This is a genomic window from Paenibacillus sp. FSL R7-0026 (assembly GCF_038004485.1).
GTDB classification, from domain to species: domain Bacteria; phylum Bacillota; class Bacilli; order Paenibacillales; family Paenibacillaceae; genus Paenibacillus; species Paenibacillus xylanexedens_A.
This window is the reverse complement of record NZ_JBBORG010000001.1, coordinates 4931975-4947651: the sequence shown is the minus strand read 5'-3', so window position 1 is coordinate 4947651 and position 15677 is coordinate 4931975. Positions and strand designations below refer to the sequence as shown.

At 44.8% G+C, this 15677-nt stretch carries 16 protein-coding genes; 9 read left to right on the top strand and 7 right to left on the bottom strand.

The window, feature by feature from the left end:
• Positions 1 to 248 precede the first annotated feature (248 nt).
• Positions 249 to 845, top strand: coding sequence for a restriction endonuclease (locus MKY44_RS21660; protein ID WP_341008555.1), 597 nt, complete (start codon positions 249 to 251; stop codon positions 843 to 845).
• A 209-nt stretch (positions 846 to 1054) separates the two neighbouring features.
• Here MKY44_RS21660 and MKY44_RS21655 read toward each other — a convergent pair whose 3' ends face one another.
• The gene (locus MKY44_RS21655) at positions 1055 to 1522 is read right to left on the bottom strand and encodes a MerR family transcriptional regulator (protein WP_210109096.1); all 468 of its coding nucleotides are present in this window, start codon (positions 1520 to 1522) and stop codon (positions 1055 to 1057) included.
• 225 nt (positions 1523 to 1747) lie between these two features.
• Between MKY44_RS21655 and MKY44_RS21650 the strand changes: the two genes are divergently transcribed.
• The 3 genes from MKY44_RS21650 to MKY44_RS21640 all read left to right on the top strand — a co-directional run bounded on the left by MKY44_RS21650 (position 1748) and on the right by MKY44_RS21640 (position 4618).
• Complete coding sequence (locus MKY44_RS21650) at positions 1748 to 2866, top strand: NADH-dependent flavin oxidoreductase (RefSeq protein ID WP_341008553.1); 1119 nt, start codon at positions 1748 to 1750, stop codon at positions 2864 to 2866.
• Between the two features lie 163 nt (positions 2867 to 3029).
• Positions 3030 to 3257 carry a hypothetical protein gene (locus MKY44_RS21645; RefSeq protein ID WP_315938477.1) on the top strand — a complete coding sequence of 76 codons (228 nt, stop codon included), beginning with the start codon at positions 3030 to 3032 and terminating at the stop codon, positions 3255 to 3257.
• A gap of 116 nt (positions 3258 to 3373) precedes the next feature.
• Positions 3374 to 4618: a DNA glycosylase AlkZ-like family protein gene (locus MKY44_RS21640; protein ID WP_341008552.1), complete on the top strand. Its 1245-nt coding sequence runs from the start codon at positions 3374 to 3376 to the stop codon at positions 4616 to 4618.
• Between the two features lie 134 nt (positions 4619 to 4752).
• On the opposite strand, the gene fabV is transcribed toward MKY44_RS21640, so the two are convergent.
• Entirely contained in the window at positions 4753 to 5946 is a 1194-nt protein-coding gene (gene fabV, locus MKY44_RS21635; RefSeq protein WP_341008551.1) for an enoyl-ACP reductase FabV, read from the bottom strand.
• Between the two features lie 203 nt (positions 5947 to 6149).
• Here fabV and MKY44_RS21630 point away from each other — a divergent pair, with 203 nt between their 5' ends.
• The 3 genes from MKY44_RS21630 (at position 6150) to MKY44_RS21620 (ending at position 9018) form a co-directional block, all read left to right on the top strand.
• Positions 6150 to 7430 carry an XRE family transcriptional regulator gene (locus MKY44_RS21630; protein ID WP_341008550.1) on the top strand — a complete coding sequence of 427 codons (1281 nt, stop codon included), beginning with the start codon at positions 6150 to 6152 and terminating at the stop codon, positions 7428 to 7430.
• A 277-nt stretch (positions 7431 to 7707) separates the two neighbouring features.
• Positions 7708 to 8124 (top strand): hypothetical protein, encoded by a 417-nt coding sequence (locus MKY44_RS21625; protein WP_211082569.1) that lies wholly within the window; start codon positions 7708 to 7710, stop codon positions 8122 to 8124.
• A gap of 99 nt (positions 8125 to 8223) precedes the next feature.
• Positions 8224 to 9018, top strand: a complete 795-nt coding sequence (locus MKY44_RS21620) for a hypothetical protein (RefSeq protein WP_341009923.1) — start codon at positions 8224 to 8226, stop codon at positions 9016 to 9018.
• Positions 9019 to 9117: 99 nt separating this feature from the next.
• On the opposite strand, the gene MKY44_RS21615 is transcribed toward MKY44_RS21620, so the two are convergent.
• Together MKY44_RS21615 and MKY44_RS21610 are read right to left on the bottom strand one after the other, a co-directional pair.
• The gene (locus MKY44_RS21615; protein WP_341008549.1) at positions 9118 to 9933 is read right to left on the bottom strand and encodes a class I SAM-dependent methyltransferase; all 816 of its coding nucleotides are present in this window, start codon (positions 9931 to 9933) and stop codon (positions 9118 to 9120) included.
• Positions 9934 to 10006: 73 nt separating this feature from the next.
• Complete coding sequence (locus tag MKY44_RS21610) at positions 10007 to 10948, bottom strand: helix-turn-helix transcriptional regulator (RefSeq protein ID WP_341008548.1); 942 nt, start codon at positions 10946 to 10948, stop codon at positions 10007 to 10009.
• A gap of 88 nt (positions 10949 to 11036) precedes the next feature.
• Here MKY44_RS21610 and MKY44_RS21605 point away from each other — a divergent pair, with 88 nt between their 5' ends.
• The gene (locus MKY44_RS21605) at positions 11037 to 12470 is read left to right on the top strand and encodes a glycoside hydrolase family 1 protein (protein WP_076252895.1); all 1434 of its coding nucleotides are present in this window, start codon (positions 11037 to 11039) and stop codon (positions 12468 to 12470) included.
• A 164-nt stretch (positions 12471 to 12634) separates the two neighbouring features.
• Here the strand turns inward: MKY44_RS21605 and MKY44_RS21600 are convergent, their stop codons facing one another.
• A complete protein-coding gene (locus MKY44_RS21600; RefSeq protein WP_341009922.1) occupies positions 12635 to 13300 on the bottom strand; it encodes a phosphatase PAP2 family protein in 666 nt (221 codons plus the stop codon).
• 172 nt (positions 13301 to 13472) lie between these two features.
• On the opposite strand from MKY44_RS21600, the gene MKY44_RS21595 reads away from it, so the two are divergent.
• Positions 13473 to 14048, top strand: coding sequence for a hypothetical protein (locus MKY44_RS21595; RefSeq protein ID WP_341008546.1), 576 nt, complete (start codon positions 13473 to 13475; stop codon positions 14046 to 14048).
• 174 nt (positions 14049 to 14222) lie between these two features.
• Here the strand turns inward: MKY44_RS21595 and MKY44_RS21590 are convergent, their stop codons facing one another.
• Together MKY44_RS21590 and MKY44_RS21585 are read right to left on the bottom strand one after the other, a co-directional pair.
• Positions 14223 to 14999, bottom strand: coding sequence for an AraC family transcriptional regulator (locus tag MKY44_RS21590; protein ID WP_341008545.1), 777 nt, complete (start codon positions 14997 to 14999; stop codon positions 14223 to 14225).
• Between the two features lie 19 nt (positions 15000 to 15018).
• On the bottom strand, positions 15019 to 15600 hold the full coding sequence (locus MKY44_RS21585) for a LysE family translocator (protein WP_341008544.1): 582 nt from the start codon (positions 15598 to 15600) through the stop codon (positions 15019 to 15021).
• Positions 15601 to 15677: the final 77 nt, after the last annotated feature.

Here is a 15677-nt window from a genome sequence, read left to right as displayed (position 1 = left end):
TTTCTTCTTCGGTACAAAATAGAACCGATTGTTGAATTTTACCATTAAAGTCAAGCTGAATTCAACCGAACGCACTGTAACCTTTTATCATTGGTTTATCGAAATGACCATGTTTGGGGAAGTCTAACGGTTACAGGGAATTCATCTTCTTTCGATGAAGGTGGAAGTCTGATATATTTAGTGCGGTGACAAGCCATATCTACGTAAGACGTTGGATAGAACATAGGAAATGAACAAGGAGAACAGCTATGAACTGGAGTGAAAATGTGACCCTATGGGTCATTGGATGTATCATCATATTGTTGTTGCTGGCCTGGATTATTCGGCGGGTTATCGGGCGCGGGCAGCGGATCCGAAGTGAAGCCAATCCTCGTAAGATCACAATAAAGGACATCGACAAGATGGAGGATGGTTCGGAGTTTGAATTATATCTCTATCATTTATTCGAAGAGCTCGGGTACGATGAGGTGCATAAGACAACAAGAAGCCGGGATTTTGGGGCAGATCTGGTGTTTGTTGATAGACTCGGCAGACGAAGTGTGATACAAGCGAAGCGATATGGTGCGAACCATCCCGTAGGGTTGAGTGCTGTGCAGGAGATATATACATCCATGCGTTATTATGAAGCCGACCGGTCGATTGTATTAACGTCCGCTCGTTACACCGAAGCCTGTCGGACGCTTGCAGCGGTTAATGGTGTGAAGCTGCTGGACCGGGAAGACCTGATGGAATTAATTCTGTTATTCAAAGCCAGAAGAGTGGAAGAAGCATTGGAACTGATCGAAGAAGATGACCACGAACCAATCGAGACGTGGCAGTCCCGGCGAAAGCGGCAATCCCGCTAGATAGCATTGTGTTACTGTGCTTTAACGTAGATTTTTTTAAAATAATCGAAAGTAGTAATGTAGTCAGGATTAACGTTATAACCGTGGAGGTTCCCTCAAAAAAAACGGATGGCTGGGACAGATGCAGATTTTAAAACAATTATAACCAATCGCTAGGTAATATAGGCGATTGGTTATTTTTCTGGATAGATATTTCGAGCTCCGTTTGTTCATCTGTTGGTTGTAGCATTCCGAATATTTGATTCACCTCCCCGGGTATCGACAATGTTCACCTCAAGGCCGTGACATTTAAAATTGTGGTTAGGATTTTTCCTAACCTCATCTTTTTGAAGTTCATACATAGCTAATTTATAATTTATTTCTTCCATATGTTTCAAACTTTCTTCGATTTTCTTTTGTAATTCAATTTTATGTTTCTTTAACATTTCCTCTCTTTCTAAATAGGTGGAGTTCCCCATCTCATAAGATTCTTTGTAGTCTTTAATTTTAGAAAGTGGCATTCCTGTTTCTTTGAGACAAAGAATAAAAGAAATCCAATCGATTTGTTGTTCGGTATAAACTCTATTCCCTTTTTCGTCGCGTGAAATATTCGGTAATATCCCTTGCTCTTCATAAAATCGAAGTGTCTTTGCAGTTATATTATAATTCTCCACCACATATTTCATTGAAAAAAACATCTGATCGCCTCCATAGTTACAGTTACTGTAACTGTTATTTTATCACAATAGAAAATTATTAAAAGTAAATCGTCCGAAATTACGTGTCAAATTCCTGCTTTACTTCCCCTTAGGTTAACCTGATATTCTTGAGTAGAACTTGTGGTTGGGATGAATGAGCGTAGGTTACCTTCATCTGTTCCATAAATAAGCACTTAGAAATCAAAATACAAAGGAGAACGTACAATGAGTAAATTTAATAACTTGTTTGAACCTTTTACATTCAATAAAGGGATTACCTTAAAGAATAGAGTGGTTATGTCTCCGATGACGACATGGTCAAGTAATGATGATTACACGATTTCCGATGAGGAAGTTGCATATTATAAAAAAAGAGTGAATGGTGTAGGTTTAGTTATCACGGGCTGTACTCATGTCCTACCCAATGGGATTGGATTTACACATGAATTCGCCGCATATAATGATTCATTTATCCCTAGTCTAAAAAAATTGGCAGATGCTGCTAAGAGTGGAGGAGCTCCAGCAATTCTTCAATTGTTCCATGCTGGAGATAAAGCGATTGCTGAATTAGTTCCTAATGGTGACGTGGTAAGTCCGAGCGGTGTTGCTCTGACTGAAGCAGTATCCCCTAGAGAACTCACACATGAAGAAATTCTGGAAATTATACATGCGTTCGGTGAAACTACAAGACGTGCAATTGAAGCTGGTTTTGACGGTGTTGAACTCCATGGAGCCCACGGTTTTTTACTTCAAAGCTTTTTATCTCCATTCTTCAACAAACGTCAAGACCAATGGGGGGGATCACTGGAAAAACGTCTAAGTTTTCCAATAGCTGTTATTCGAGAGGTGAAAAGAGCTATTGAAAAATATTCGACAAAACCTTTTATTTTAGGTTACCGCATTTCCCCAGAAGAACATCAACAAGATGCCCTTAGAATGAAAGATACTTACGCACTGATTGATAAACTGATTGAAGAAAATGTTGATTATGTTCATGGTTCCTTGGTACAAGCCCTTACGTCAAAATCAAAATATAACCAAGATAACAAAAAAACGTATCTTGAGCTGATTGTTGAACATGCCAACAATCGGATTTTTGTAATTGCAGCGGGTGCCTTGGAAAGCCCAGAGGATGTCTCTGAAAGTATGGAGAGAGGACTCTCTTTAGCGGTAATTGGACGTGTATTAATCTCCGATCCAGAGTGGGTTGAAAAAGTTCAACAAGGAAGGGAGGCGGAAATTCAAAACGTGATTAAATCATCTAACGTTAGAGATCTTGTGTTGCCAGCGAAACTATGGGGTGTCATACAAAATGCAGGTCCATGGTTTAAAGTTGAACAATAAAGAAGATGAAAGATCAAAAAAGGACGCTAATAATAGCGGCCTTTTTTGATTTCAAGAACTTTTGTATTAATTTATCCGCTTCAACAAAAAAGCTTCACCTTCACTTGCGTAGCTGCACATGATATATTGAGTGTATATCAACCAAAGGAGTGTGTGATCCATTATGGCACGTACACAAACACAAAAAGCATTACGCAAAGCAGAGCGGTCAGGTCAATGGTGCTCGGAACAGAGCCGAAGAGTTAACGGAGATTATGGTGCGTTATCCCAGCATGTGCGGCTCATGCCTACGAAGCAGGAAAAATTGCAAAAGGTTAAACACAAGAAGCAGATCATCCAGGATGGTGGTGCTTCTTTTTATTTTGTCCATAAGGACCGGATTGCTGGATAAGTAAGACATTGAATTCTTTCTTTGGTTGGAAAGTAATGATGTGGACTGTTAAAATCAATCTTAATGAACTGAACTATGAATCCTTGTACATTAAATGAAGGGAAGAACCTATACATATGACAACAGCGCTGCACATGAATAAAAAAATCGTTCGGCGTTTTTTGCTGCAAACGCAAGCTTTACTGGGACGTTGGCCCGCAGTTTCCTTACCTTCGGGACCCAACCAAGTTTTGAGTTTGATTCGCTCCCTTGGTTGCGTGCAGATCGATCCTGTGGCTGCTGTAACTGGAAACCAGCATTTGGTGCTGGGGGCTCGTGACCTTGGTTATACTGCTGACAGCTTAAATACACTGCTGAGTGATCACAAAGTGTTTGAATATTTTGCAAATGCTGCCTGTGTCATTCCAATGGAAGACTATGCTCTCTTTGAACCTGTGCGTGCTCGATTAAGGGAGCGTCTGGCTCCGTCCTTGCAAGGTCTGGAGAAGACAGTGCAGCATGTGTTACAACGTTTGAAGGAAGAAGGACCTTTACCTTCCAGAGCCTTTCGTGCTGTTGAGCGGGTAAGTGGTTACTGGGACAGTGCAGATGTGCCAAAGACCAAGGATACCACACTTGCTCTGAATCTACTGTTGGACTCCGCTGTGATTCGAGTGGTGGCGAGGCAGGGGAATGAACGTTATTTTCATATTACCGAATCCGAATTGCAGCAACAGGGACTTCCGAAAGAAGATATGGATGTGTTGGTCCAGAGACAGGCTCTGCTGGATAAATACATTCATGCGTATCGTGTCGTAGATGCCCGTGATCCCCGTCTGGGTTGGTTAAAATCTACAGCGGCTGAACGACGCGCCGATATTGCTGCCCGTGTGTCAGATGGGCGAATGATCCCACTTAAGGTGGAGGACGTGGCCACGCCTTATTATATTCGTGCTGAAGATGAGGATTTGCTGCTACACATGGAAAGGGAAGAGCCACACTATGATCCGTCTGGCCCGGTACGTTTCCTGCCGCCGCTGGACAACCTGTTATGGAGAAGAGAACGTATTGTTGATTTATTTGATTTTCATTATAAATGGGAGATTTATACCCCAGAGGTGAAAAGAACCTACGGTTATTATGCCATGCCTATTCTTCACGGTGATCGGTTGATTGGACGTATGGACCCACGACTTGATCGCAAAACGGGAGTACTTACCGTTCGTTTGTTATCAATGGAAGAGACTGCTCCACCTGTGGAGGAATGGATTACGGATTTTCGGGAGGGGCTTCAATTCTTTGCGTCCATGCATGGAGCACGTTCCATTACTATCGAGAAGACGGTACCGAAAGAGCTGAAAAAGCAGCTTAAATTGATTTGATTAGAGGATACACGAAAGAATGTATGGATACGGGGAATTGGAATTGTTAAGAGGGGGGAGAATCTAAAAGGGATAAAAAAAGGAGGAGCCAGAGGGCCCCTCCTTCTTCATTTGATTTTAATATCCAAACTTTTTTAGTTCACCAGATGAGGCATTTCAACGTTGGGATCAACATCTGCTTCATAATCCACACCATCGGTTTCAAAACCAAACAGCTGGAAGAATTCGCGACGGTAACCTTCCAGATCGGACAGATCGTAGATGTTCTCTGTGGTCAACTCATTCCAGAGCTTCGCCACTTCTTCCTGAACGTCAGCTCTCATCTCCCAATCGTCAATGCGAATACGGCCTTCGGCATCGGTTGGAACTTCTCCCCCCGCATACAAGCGATCAGCGAACAGACGTTGCAATTGCTCGATGCATCCTTCATGCAATCCTTTTTCTTTCATGACTTTGTACAATGCTGAGATGTACAGCGGCACGACTGGAATTGCAGAACTGGATTGAGTCACCAGCGCCTTGGCTACAGTTAAGTACGCACGTCCACCTTTTGCACTTAGGCGATCATTCAGCTTGTGTGCAGTCGCTTCCAGATGATTCTTGGCTTGACCGATGGAACCATCACGATAAATGGCATGCGTAAGTTCAGGACCGATGTAGGAGAAAGCAATCGTTGTTGCATCGTCAGCAAGCACGCCGCCTTGTTGCAGGGCATCCATCCATAGTTCCCAATCGTCTCCGCCCATAACGGTTACCGTCTGACGAATTTCCTCTTCGTTTGCCGGTTCAAGGGTAACGGAGCTAATTTCGCCTGTGTGGAAGTTTACCGTTTTGTTCGTGTAGGATTGTCCGATAGGCTTCAGCACAGAGTTGAATACTTCACCCGTGTTCGGATCGGTACGGCGTGCCGAGGCTACGCTATATACGACCAGATCGACTTGACCGAGTTCACTGCGAATCAGTTCAACGGCTTTGTCTCGTGTTTCGTTTGCGAATGCATCACCTGTAACGCTGTACGATTTCAGTCCTGCTTCCTCCGCGGCTTTTTCGAATGCAGCGGAGTTGTACCAGCCTGCAGAAGCTGTACGTTTCTCTGTGGAACTGCTCGGACGGTAAATGCCGACCGTATTCGCTCCCGCTCCAAAAGCAGAGACAACGCGTGACGCCAGACCGTATCCGGTGGAAGCACCGATGACAAGTACATTACGCGGTCCTTTCAGCTGAGGCTGGGATTTCACATAATCAATCTGTTCCTGCACTTGCGCAGCGCAACCTACAGGATGGGAAGTGGTACAAATAAAACCACGTGTTCTTGGTTTAATAATCATTTATTTGCATCCTTTCATATTCAGCTCATGTTTCAGCATTTCGATAAAATGCTCTTACACATACTTTCTTATTGTAAAACAATTACCTCGGAAACGGAAACCGTTTCGTTTGATTTCACTGGAAGGGTGGCGTTATATCTCTAATTTTGCGATGATGTGAATAGAATGTACTCGCTAGTTAGGATAGAAAGGACAGGGATACCATGCTGAAGGAACGCATTGAACTGCTAAGCAAAAGAAAACAAATCTCCCGTAAAGACCTTGTGGAAGGTCTGGTCACGCAGGCCCACTTTGCCAATATCCTGGCGGATCGTTATCCTCTCCCTGAGGACTTGGCAGAAGCCATCGCCGGGCGTCTTGGGGTATCCCCTTCCTATATTCTAAAGGCTGCAGCTCAGGACGAGGAGACACTCGAACGGGCAGAGGTTATTTTCGAACAAATGTCAGTTCCAGCGTCGGCGATATCTGAAGATACGGTGCATGCACTGGGAGATCGGGATGACGCGCTGACCGTAGAGTTGACAACGGCCTTAATGAAGGCGGTCTATTATCAGCAATTAAACGATGCAACGGCTCATGAATATATACATACGTCTTACCTCAATTTTTACCTGGAGAAATACGGTCGTCCAGACGATATTGATCTGCCGCGCCCGTTAGTCAAGGCACTTTTATTCTATAAAATACAATATTATCGCTCCAAAATGGCCTTTGTGGATGTATTAACTCATGCAACCAGGCTCAGTGAGCTGGCACTCCCTGGCAGTGAATTCTGGCTGTCTGTGCAAAATATCAAGATGGAAGCCTACATCCAGGTCAAACAGTACGAAGAGGCAAAACAGGTATTTGAGCTTACGATGCGTCATGTCTATGATCAGCGGATGTTCCATCGGTTGTCCGGGTTATATGTAGCATATAGTGGGTATTGCTTCGCAATGGGGCTGGTTCAGGAGGCACTCTCGGCATTAACCATGGCGGAGGCAAACCTCGTGTATGCGGGCAACCAGGGAGATCTGGTAACGGCGATTGCCAACAATCGCATTGTCATGTTAACAATGACAGGTGAACTGGATCAGGCACAGACGGAGATTGAACGATTTGAATCGTTATTGCAGAAGGAAACGGAAGAAACACAGATAGCAATGCAGCCGCTCGTCAGTGTGTATCGATGCGAAGTAGCTCTGGCACGGAAGAACTGGGGCGTGCTCGCGCAGAGTGTAGATCAACTCTTAAAATGTGCAACAACACAGGACCAGCAGATGAGCGCAACCTTCTACCAGAGTCATCTGGCTCTTGCACATGGAGATCGCGAGGTTTTCATGGAGCGGGCACTTGCGTGTCTGCCTTATTTTGAATCCGCGCAGCATGTCATGCGGCTTGAACCGTTATATGAAGGGATGGCAGTAGTGTCTGAGGATCAGCGTAAATACAAAGAAGCGGCGATGTATTATCGAAAGCTGGTCTATCTGTTACGCAAAAAATAGAGTGGAAATCGGCTTGGAAGAGCCTCATTATGGCATGATTTGGTGCATTACCAAAACTCTTGGCACAAAATATGGCCGCCAATCGTGAAATGAAGATCGGATTAGCAAGTCTTTTTTTGCGGAATTAGTATAATTCCTTACCCAAAAAACGATTATCCCGTAATTCAATTGCCGGGTTTTTCGTTTTTTTTGTATGCCGTCAGAAGGGTATTCAAGGACAAGCCGCCGTGATTATAATTTAACTATAAATAAAAATAAAACAAATGAGGTGCTTGATATGGGATGGTTCGGTAAGAAGAACAAACAAGAAGATGCGATTGCTAAAGCGGATAAAATGATGAATAAAGGACTCACTGGCATGATGATGAAAGGTTTTGTATCAAAGGAACATCGGGAGGCGATCAACCAAAGTCTGGATTCGGCGAAGCAGGCACAGTTGGCAGCGAGTGGTTCTCTGCCTTTAACAGCTACGGCTACGGTGGTGACAATCACCGATACAGGCAAACTGATCAATTTTGATCCGATTGTTGTGCTTGTATTGGATGTGACAGAAACGAATGGCAACCAGTATCAGCGAACATTGGAGACATTGGTGTCCAAAATGCAGATTCCACGAGTTGGAGATCGGGTGGGATTAGGTCAGAATCCAGCGAATCCGTCCGAGCTGATCTACATGGGGCTATTGTCCATCTAGAAGGTATTTGGTTATAAGACAGTCATAATCTATTTATATAATGCTTATAACAACGGTAATTAGAGATATTAAGAGAAGGATTAAGAGAGGGTGGATCATATGGTAGGTTTCCTGAGATTCATTGGTGTATTAACGGTGTTCGGAGTGGGGTTCTCCCCATTTCTGGCACAGCAGCTGTGGGATGATCCGTTTATGATTATGCAGGCATGGTGGTATACTCCGGCGATCTTTGCCGGGTTTGCACTGATTTTTGTTCCTGCGATTTTGAGCAATATTTTTGGCGTAGGTCGAGTGAAGACAGGTTTACCAGCAGTTGGGGTCATTAAGACTATACAACAGACAGGTACGTATATTAATGAACAGCCTGAGGTTCGATTGGGTCTGACGGTGTCGCGCAAGGGGCGTGAGAAATACGATACGGAGATGAAAACCGTCATTCCGCTGACCTCCATGGCACAGTTTCAGCCGGGCAGTTTTATTCCGTTAGTGGTCTCCGTAAAGGATGAACGCAAGGTAGGGCTTGATATGAATGGGCAATTATCACAGGAGGATATGCAGCAATTGTTGGATGAAAAGATGGTACAGCAAGGGGTATCACCTGAAATGATGGATATTGCAAGAACAGGGGAAAAAGCGATGGCCAAGATCCTTGATGTCACTCCACTTGGGAGTGGAGGCAGTAATAAGATCAAGCTTCAGCTCAAACTCAGCATAACGAAAACGAACGGTGAAACCTTCAATGTGACAACGCAAAAAGAAATTTTGTCATCTGCGCTGCCCCAGGTGCAGCAAGGTCATATCATTAATGTCATCTATTCAAGACAAGACCCAACAAAATTGGTGTTGGCATTGAATGTACAGGAGCGACAATTAAGTGACTTATTCTCTTCTTGAGGATGTAGACAAAAGGAGGTCCTACAGATCATGTTTATGACGTGTAGGACCTCCTTTTTCATTTTGGTATGTATGAGAGATACAAGCAACGGACGATTTTCAAACAATACCAAGGCGCATGCGATAAGAAAAGAGTACTTCTCTGGATTCTCCGTCAAATACACGATTAGCCAGCGCTCTGAACTCGTCAGCAGCTGTTAATAGATCATCCGCTCCGAGCTTCAACGCCGTTTGCAGGCCGCCTTGGCTCAGGGCGAGATTGACATATCGATCGGCAGTGAATGTCTCGTGGTGATGAAATACGATTTCCCGGACATATCGGAACAGCCCGGACTGCTGAATCTGCTGCAAATGCCCCTCCTTGCTCCATTTGTGTGCCTGACTATCTTGGGGAGCCAGACGGGCTGCTCGTTGATCTGCTTCCTTATTCAGCTGCAGATAGGCTTGTTCTAACTGCCAGTCTAACATTGGCGGCCAGTCGCAATCGTAGGCTGCAAATATGCCCCCTGTACGAAGTACACGTGCAAACTCGCGTAGTGTGGGTTGCGGCTCCATCCAGTGAAACGATTGGGAGCAGGTTAGCACATCCACACTGCCATCTGGTAGTCCGAGGTCGTGAGACAAGCCGGATACAAATCGCAGGTTATCCGGCTTCCCGGCAGCTTCCCACTTGGATTCTGCTACAGACCTCATGTCATCGCTGGGTTCAAAGCCGATGATACGTTCAGCTTCATTAAGCCAGATCCAGGAGGATAAGCCGGTGCCACAGCCAATATCTGCGACCATACGCGGTGTGCTGCCAAGATATGTCGTTAGAATATCCACCACTTCAGTGGGAGCAGCTGGTCGGTTCTGATCGTATAACGTACCGAAACCTTTGAAACGTTCCACATTGTTGCGTCTAATGTCTTGCATGGATAAACCTCCTTCGGTCAGATGGATGACGGAGAGTCAGCTGTGATCAAAAGTTGTATAGGCCTATATTATATCATTCATTGTTGGGAAGTTTGTTCATGACGTTCTGCAAATGTTCAACGGCTTTGATATGACGTCTGAGCAATTCCTGTCCAACATGAACAGGCTCGATTACGGTCAGCTCGGAACCAAATGACAGCAGGAAGGAGTAGAGCCATTCCCCTACATTCAGTTCGAGAGACACACGGAGCCTGCCATCAGGCTCTTTTTTAATGAGGGAGGGTTCGAAAAAATCATGTACTCTGTATGCAATGTTGCTGGAGAACGAGAGTGTAAGAGGAGTCAGGACAGGAGCTGCCTCTGATTCAGGGTCGTTTGATCCGGCAGTAACAGAGTGATCGTGTTTTCTCGCTAGAAAAGTCAACTGGGTGATCCGTTTCATCTTAAATGTCTCGAATTCTTTACGATCAGGATCATCATGAATATAGCCTTTGAAGTACCATGTACTGTTTTTGAATATAAGCTTCTGTGGCTCCACAGTCGGCATGCTCTTCTCACCATCCGAATTAACATAATGAAACGTAATCAGTTGATTCGTTAATATAGCCTGCTTCACCTGATTGAACAGTTCTCTCTCCTGTAAAGGGATGCTGCCCCATGGTGAGAAATTGAATTCGATCCAATCCAGCTTGTGATCAAAAAGGGCGGTTAACCGTTGCAGCATATGGGCACTGTTAAGATGGGGGATCGCACTGATGCTGTATAGCCCCATCAAAATTTCGTTCTGGTCTTCTTCCGACAACAGGGACTTGTCCATGACATAGTTGTCCATCAGATGGATACCGCCATGCTTACCGGTCGTCGTATAGACGGGAATGCCCGCAGCACTCAACCGATCGATATCACGGTACACCGTGCGTACAGAAATCTCGAACAAACGGGCGAGATCTGGTGCAGTGGCTTTCTTTTTCTCCAATAACAAAAGCAACATTCGAAATAGTCGGTTATTTTCCATGCTCTGATTATACCATGACAATAGGTGTCAGGGTATGGATGGTACACTGGTTACATAGTCTTGTTGAGATATGAAGGAGGAACTGGTCATGACAATGAAAGAAGGATTTTACTGGGGTGGCGCAACGGCTGCCAATCAATTCGAGGGTGGATGGAACCAGGGTGGTAAGGGGCCAAGCACGTCTGACATGATGACAGGGGGAACCCACACGATTCCACGCCGGATTACGCCTGTACTGGAAGAGGGCACGTATTATCCGAGCCATGAAGCGGTTGATTTTTACGGACATTACAAAGAAGATATTGCCATGATGGCAGAGATGGGCTTCAAAATGTTCCGCATGTCCATCAACTGGTCCCGGATCTATCCGAACGGTTACGATCTGGAGCCGAACGAAGAGGGATTGCAGTTCTACGACAATGTTTTTGCCGAGTTGAAAAAATACAATATTGAGCCGCTCGTAACGATCTCCCATTATGAAACGCCATTCGGTCTGACACAGAAGTATAACGGCTGGGCTTCCCGTGAAGTTATCGACTGTTATATCCGTTATTGTACAACTCTCTTCAACCGCTACAAAGATCAAGTGAAATACTGGCTTACGTTCAACGAAATCAACTGTCTGACGATGCCGATGGGTGCTTATATGGCTGCAGGTATTCTGTTTGAAGGCAAAGAAACACTTGTCGACGGAGTGGATGATCCACAGACTCGTTTCCAAGCATTACATCATCAATTCATTGCCAGTGCCAAAGCGGTGAAGCTGGGACATGAGATTAACCCTGATTTCCAGATTGGTTGTATGGTCGCTTTCATGACAACCTATCCAAACACATGTAACCCGGACGACATGTTGCTTGCACAGAAGAAAGACCAAATCTCCAATATGATCTGTGGTGATGTTCAGGTTCGTGGTGCATACCCTGGATTCGCCAAACGTTTCTTCGCCGAAGAAGGTATCCAGATCGAGATGCAACCGGGAGACGAACAGACCTTGCGTGAAGGCTGCGTAGACTTCTATTCCTTCAGTTATTATATGTCTTTGGTTGAAAGTGCGGACGAGTCCCTCGAGAGAGCAGAAGGTAATCTGCTGGGCGGTATCAAAAATCCATATCTCGAAGCTTCCGACTGGGGTTGGCAGATCGATCCAAAAGGACTGCGTTACACACTGAATCATCTGTATGATCGTTATCAGATTCCATTGATGGTGGTTGAGAACGGTCTGGGCGCTGTCGATGTGGTAGAGGAAGACGGCTCCATTCAGGATGACTATCGCATTGATTATCTGAAAGGTCACATTGAACAAATGAAAGAAGCGGTAGCTGACGGCGTAGATCTGATTGCCTACACCATGTGGGGATGTATCGACCTGGTTAGTGCATCCACTGGAGAGATGAAGAAGCGTTATGGCTTCATTCATGTCAACAAGGACAACGACGGTAACGGAGACTTGAGCAGAACACCGAAGAAGAGTTTCCACTGGTACAAAAAAGTCATCGAATCCAATGGTGAAGAGTTATAATTTGGTGTGAAAAAACCAGATCGGTCTGTTCCCTTAAATGGGACAAGCGGTCCATGTGGTCCTGAACGAGTTCAGGACTACTACATATGAATATAAAAAATACCCGGTTATCCTTCAGTTAAGGAAAGCCGGGTATTTCTTTGTGTAGTTCAATAGTGGGCCGCCTAGGCCAGCCTTCTGCTTTGCAGTTGGGACATGCGCTCCAAATGCCGCCGATAAAACCATATACATGTGGAGAGCCAGCAACCACTTAAGAAGTATCCGCCTACGATATCACTTGGATAATGCACTCCCAAGTAGATACGACTTATACCAATGGTCAGTATAAATACGGCGCTGGCAATAATCATCAGTACACGGCCCGTGACGGTGGGTACATGTTTCCAGATTAGAAAGGCCAGTCCACCGTACAGGCTAAATGCTGCCATAGAATGCCCACTGGGGAAGCTGTAACCACTCACTTCAATGATCCGGTTAATGGTAGGTCTGGCACGCTGGAATACCAGCTTGAGCAATGCATTTAACAGGGTTGAACCTGCGAGCACACAAGCCAGGAAGAGCAGTTCGCGTTTGTGTCGCAGGCAAACATATAACACAATCATGGCGATGATGGTAATGAAGACCACTGGCATTTCGCTGCCGATCCAGGTAAAAAGGTGCATGAATTGTGTCATACCAGGGGATTCCAACCCCTGAATCCAGCCGATCAGCGTATCATCAAATCGATGAATCTGGTTGTCGCTGATGGACAAGGCGATGCTTATAAAAGCGATCATGCATAACGCTGCAACGAGCAGCGGGAATGAGATATTCTTTTTCCAGTTGTGCATCAAATGTTGAGTTCCTCCGTGATGGTTTATTTCGTATGTTGTGTCCTTGCGTATCTCGGACATAACGATATTTGTATTGTGCTATAATTTTACAATAAATATAGCAGCAATAAAAATATGTAACCTTAACAACGCTTATTCAAGCAGAGAATGTAGGAGGGGAGCGGTCAGAATGAGACGACGTTTGGTGATGTGCATGTTGGTCTTACTGTTGGTTACGTCTGGGTTAGCTCTATTTCCCGGAGAGAAAGTGTATGCTTACAGTTGTCTCGAGAGTGATGCTCAAAAGAGATTGGAAACGTATACCACGGTATTTACAGGAGAGGTGGTGAAGAAAGGCGGATCGCAGATATACCGGTATAATGGGGTAAGAGAGTATACCTTTGATGTAGATTCTGCATGGAAGGGAGTCAGTACCAAAAAGATGAAAATTGTGGGGAAGGGCGGAGGGTCTGACTCCTGTGGCATTCAATTTGAAAAGAATCAGTCTTACCTGATCTTTGCCAGTCTGGATGAACGAGACAACAGGTTGCATACGAATCTGTGCAGTGGCAATGTTCCAATTGAACAAGCTGGAGACGATCTGAAACTGCTGGGTGCGGGAAAGGTTGTAAGTAAAGAAGATTTTGGAGAAACCAATGATGGTGATGGGCGAACTGGGCCTTTCTATCTTATCTTATACAGTGCAGTCATTTTATTGGCAGTGTTGGCAGTCGTGTGGACCTGGAGACGAAAGAAAAGAATCTGATTTCAGGTCTAATGAAATTTGAAAGTTGGATTGTATAACATAAGGTTTGTATGACGAAAAAAGAAACTAATCCCCGTACAGAACGTTAAGAAACATTGACGTTCTATACGGGGATTTTCAGGAGTGGCGTCAAAATTGTATCCAATTGGAGTCGAGATTATCGATCCGATGGAACTAGTTCAGCTGCAACATGTATTCATAAGCTGTGACACCAAATACCCGTTTGAAATGTCGATTCAGATGGGTCAGATCAACAAATCCGCAATCGGCAACAGCAGTATATACGTCCTTGTGTATTTCGATGGATTGACGGGCACGCTCCACCTTGCAGTTTAAGAAAAACTGGTAGGGGGATATGCCTGCATGTGCCTTGAATTCACGGATAAATTGAAACTTGGACATGCCAAATTCGGAACTTAGGTTGTCCAGCTTGAGCACATCTTCGGTGCTGCAAAACATGATTTCCTTGGCTTTGCGGACCAGGTTGTCCTGAGGCAACCAGAGCTTGGTGTCCATTTCCTTCTGAGCCAGAAGGTGAACCAGATCGAAGACCCGTTCGCTGCACTCGGCTTCGTTCTGTCTGAGTTGAACGGCGTCGTTCAGCATCAGGATCTTACGTGCAAGCTCGGGATCATAGACGATGGGACTTCCAAAACGCAATTCCTTTTTGCCTATAATCTCCTCTACCAATTCCGGCTTCAAATACAGCATCACATAGTCAATGCCAGCCTTATCATAGGAGCTTCCATCATGGGACTGTTCACGGTTAAACAACATGACACCATTTTGGTGAGACGCCTGATATTGTCCGTCCAGGTTGTATTGTTGAATGCCACGCAGGGTTACGCCAACCGCATACTCCTCGTGGCAATGTTTTTTGTATGCAAAATCAGTAAAGCTGGCGGATAGTGCCAGCACGTCTTGCGACTTTTTATAGTTAAACCGTTCCATGCAGCACACCTCCCAAGCTTTAGATTAATCCGGATACTATAATGGCTGAGTATAACAAAAAAAGTGCCATGAGAATACTCAGTAATTTTTGGTGTCGATTCAGCAACGTTTTGAAAACCGTGCCAAAAACAACCCAACTGGAATAGGCCAGAAATCCAATGAAGGTAATTAGCACCACGAATAGAAACGATGATAATGAACTTTGATAAAAAGGCAATACATAACTTGGAATGACAGTGAAAGTAAACAAGACCACCTTTGGGTTCACAAATTGCATGATGAAACCGTTCCAAAATCCGGTAACTTGTTTCGGTGCATCCTCGGTGGTACCCATCTTGTAGATCTGGTACGCCAGATACACCATGTACAGACCGCCGACGATCTGCATCACTTTCAGAATTCCGGGCAACACTCCGGCAAGAAGCTGATTAAGAAAAGCTGAAGCGGTAAGCAGCAGACCAAATGCCAACGTAGCTCCCCAGACATAGTGCATTGTTTTTCGTGCGCCAACGATCTGTGTAGAAGAAAGAATTACGATGTTACTGGGGCCTGGGGTAAACGTAACGACGATGCAGTAGATTAAAAAAGATGCAAGATTCATGATGATGCTCTCCTCTGGTTGTAGTCTAGTTCCATGATCATACGTCCAGAGGGAGAAACCATATAGTACATTATTGC

Excerpts from the sequence above, each read along its gene's own strand:
- MKY44_RS21660 (WP_341008555.1), top strand. The coding sequence starts at position 249 with ATGAACTGGAGTGAAAATGTGACCCTATGGGTCATTGGATGTATCATC.
- MKY44_RS21655 (WP_210109096.1), bottom strand. The coding sequence starts at position 1,522 with ATGTTTTTTTCAATGAAATATGTGGTGGAGAATTATAATATAACTGCA.
- MKY44_RS21650 (WP_341008553.1), top strand. The coding sequence starts at position 1,748 with ATGAGTAAATTTAATAACTTGTTTGAACCTTTTACATTCAATAAAGGG.
- MKY44_RS21645 (WP_315938477.1), top strand. The coding sequence starts at position 3,030 with ATGGCACGTACACAAACACAAAAAGCATTACGCAAAGCAGAGCGGTCA.
- MKY44_RS21640 (WP_341008552.1), top strand. The coding sequence starts at position 3,374 with ATGACAACAGCGCTGCACATGAATAAAAAAATCGTTCGGCGTTTTTTG.
- fabV (WP_341008551.1), bottom strand. The coding sequence starts at position 5,946 with ATGATTATTAAACCAAGAACACGTGGTTTTATTTGTACCACTTCCCAT.
- MKY44_RS21630 (WP_341008550.1), top strand. The coding sequence starts at position 6,150 with ATGCTGAAGGAACGCATTGAACTGCTAAGCAAAAGAAAACAAATCTCC.
- MKY44_RS21625 (WP_211082569.1), top strand. The coding sequence starts at position 7,708 with ATGGGATGGTTCGGTAAGAAGAACAAACAAGAAGATGCGATTGCTAAA.
- MKY44_RS21620 (WP_341009923.1), top strand. The coding sequence starts at position 8,224 with ATGGTAGGTTTCCTGAGATTCATTGGTGTATTAACGGTGTTCGGAGTG.
- MKY44_RS21615 (WP_341008549.1), bottom strand. The coding sequence starts at position 9,933 with ATGCAAGACATTAGACGCAACAATGTGGAACGTTTCAAAGGTTTCGGT.
- MKY44_RS21610 (WP_341008548.1), bottom strand. The coding sequence starts at position 10,948 with ATGGAAAATAACCGACTATTTCGAATGTTGCTTTTGTTATTGGAGAAA.
- MKY44_RS21605 (WP_076252895.1), top strand. The coding sequence starts at position 11,037 with ATGACAATGAAAGAAGGATTTTACTGGGGTGGCGCAACGGCTGCCAAT.
- MKY44_RS21600 (WP_341009922.1), bottom strand. The coding sequence starts at position 13,300 with ATGCACAACTGGAAAAAGAATATCTCATTCCCGCTGCTCGTTGCAGCG.
- MKY44_RS21595 (WP_341008546.1), top strand. The coding sequence starts at position 13,473 with ATGAGACGACGTTTGGTGATGTGCATGTTGGTCTTACTGTTGGTTACG.
- MKY44_RS21590 (WP_341008545.1), bottom strand. The coding sequence starts at position 14,999 with ATGGAACGGTTTAACTATAAAAAGTCGCAAGACGTGCTGGCACTATCC.
- MKY44_RS21585 (WP_341008544.1), bottom strand. The coding sequence starts at position 15,600 with ATGAATCTTGCATCTTTTTTAATCTACTGCATCGTCGTTACGTTTACC.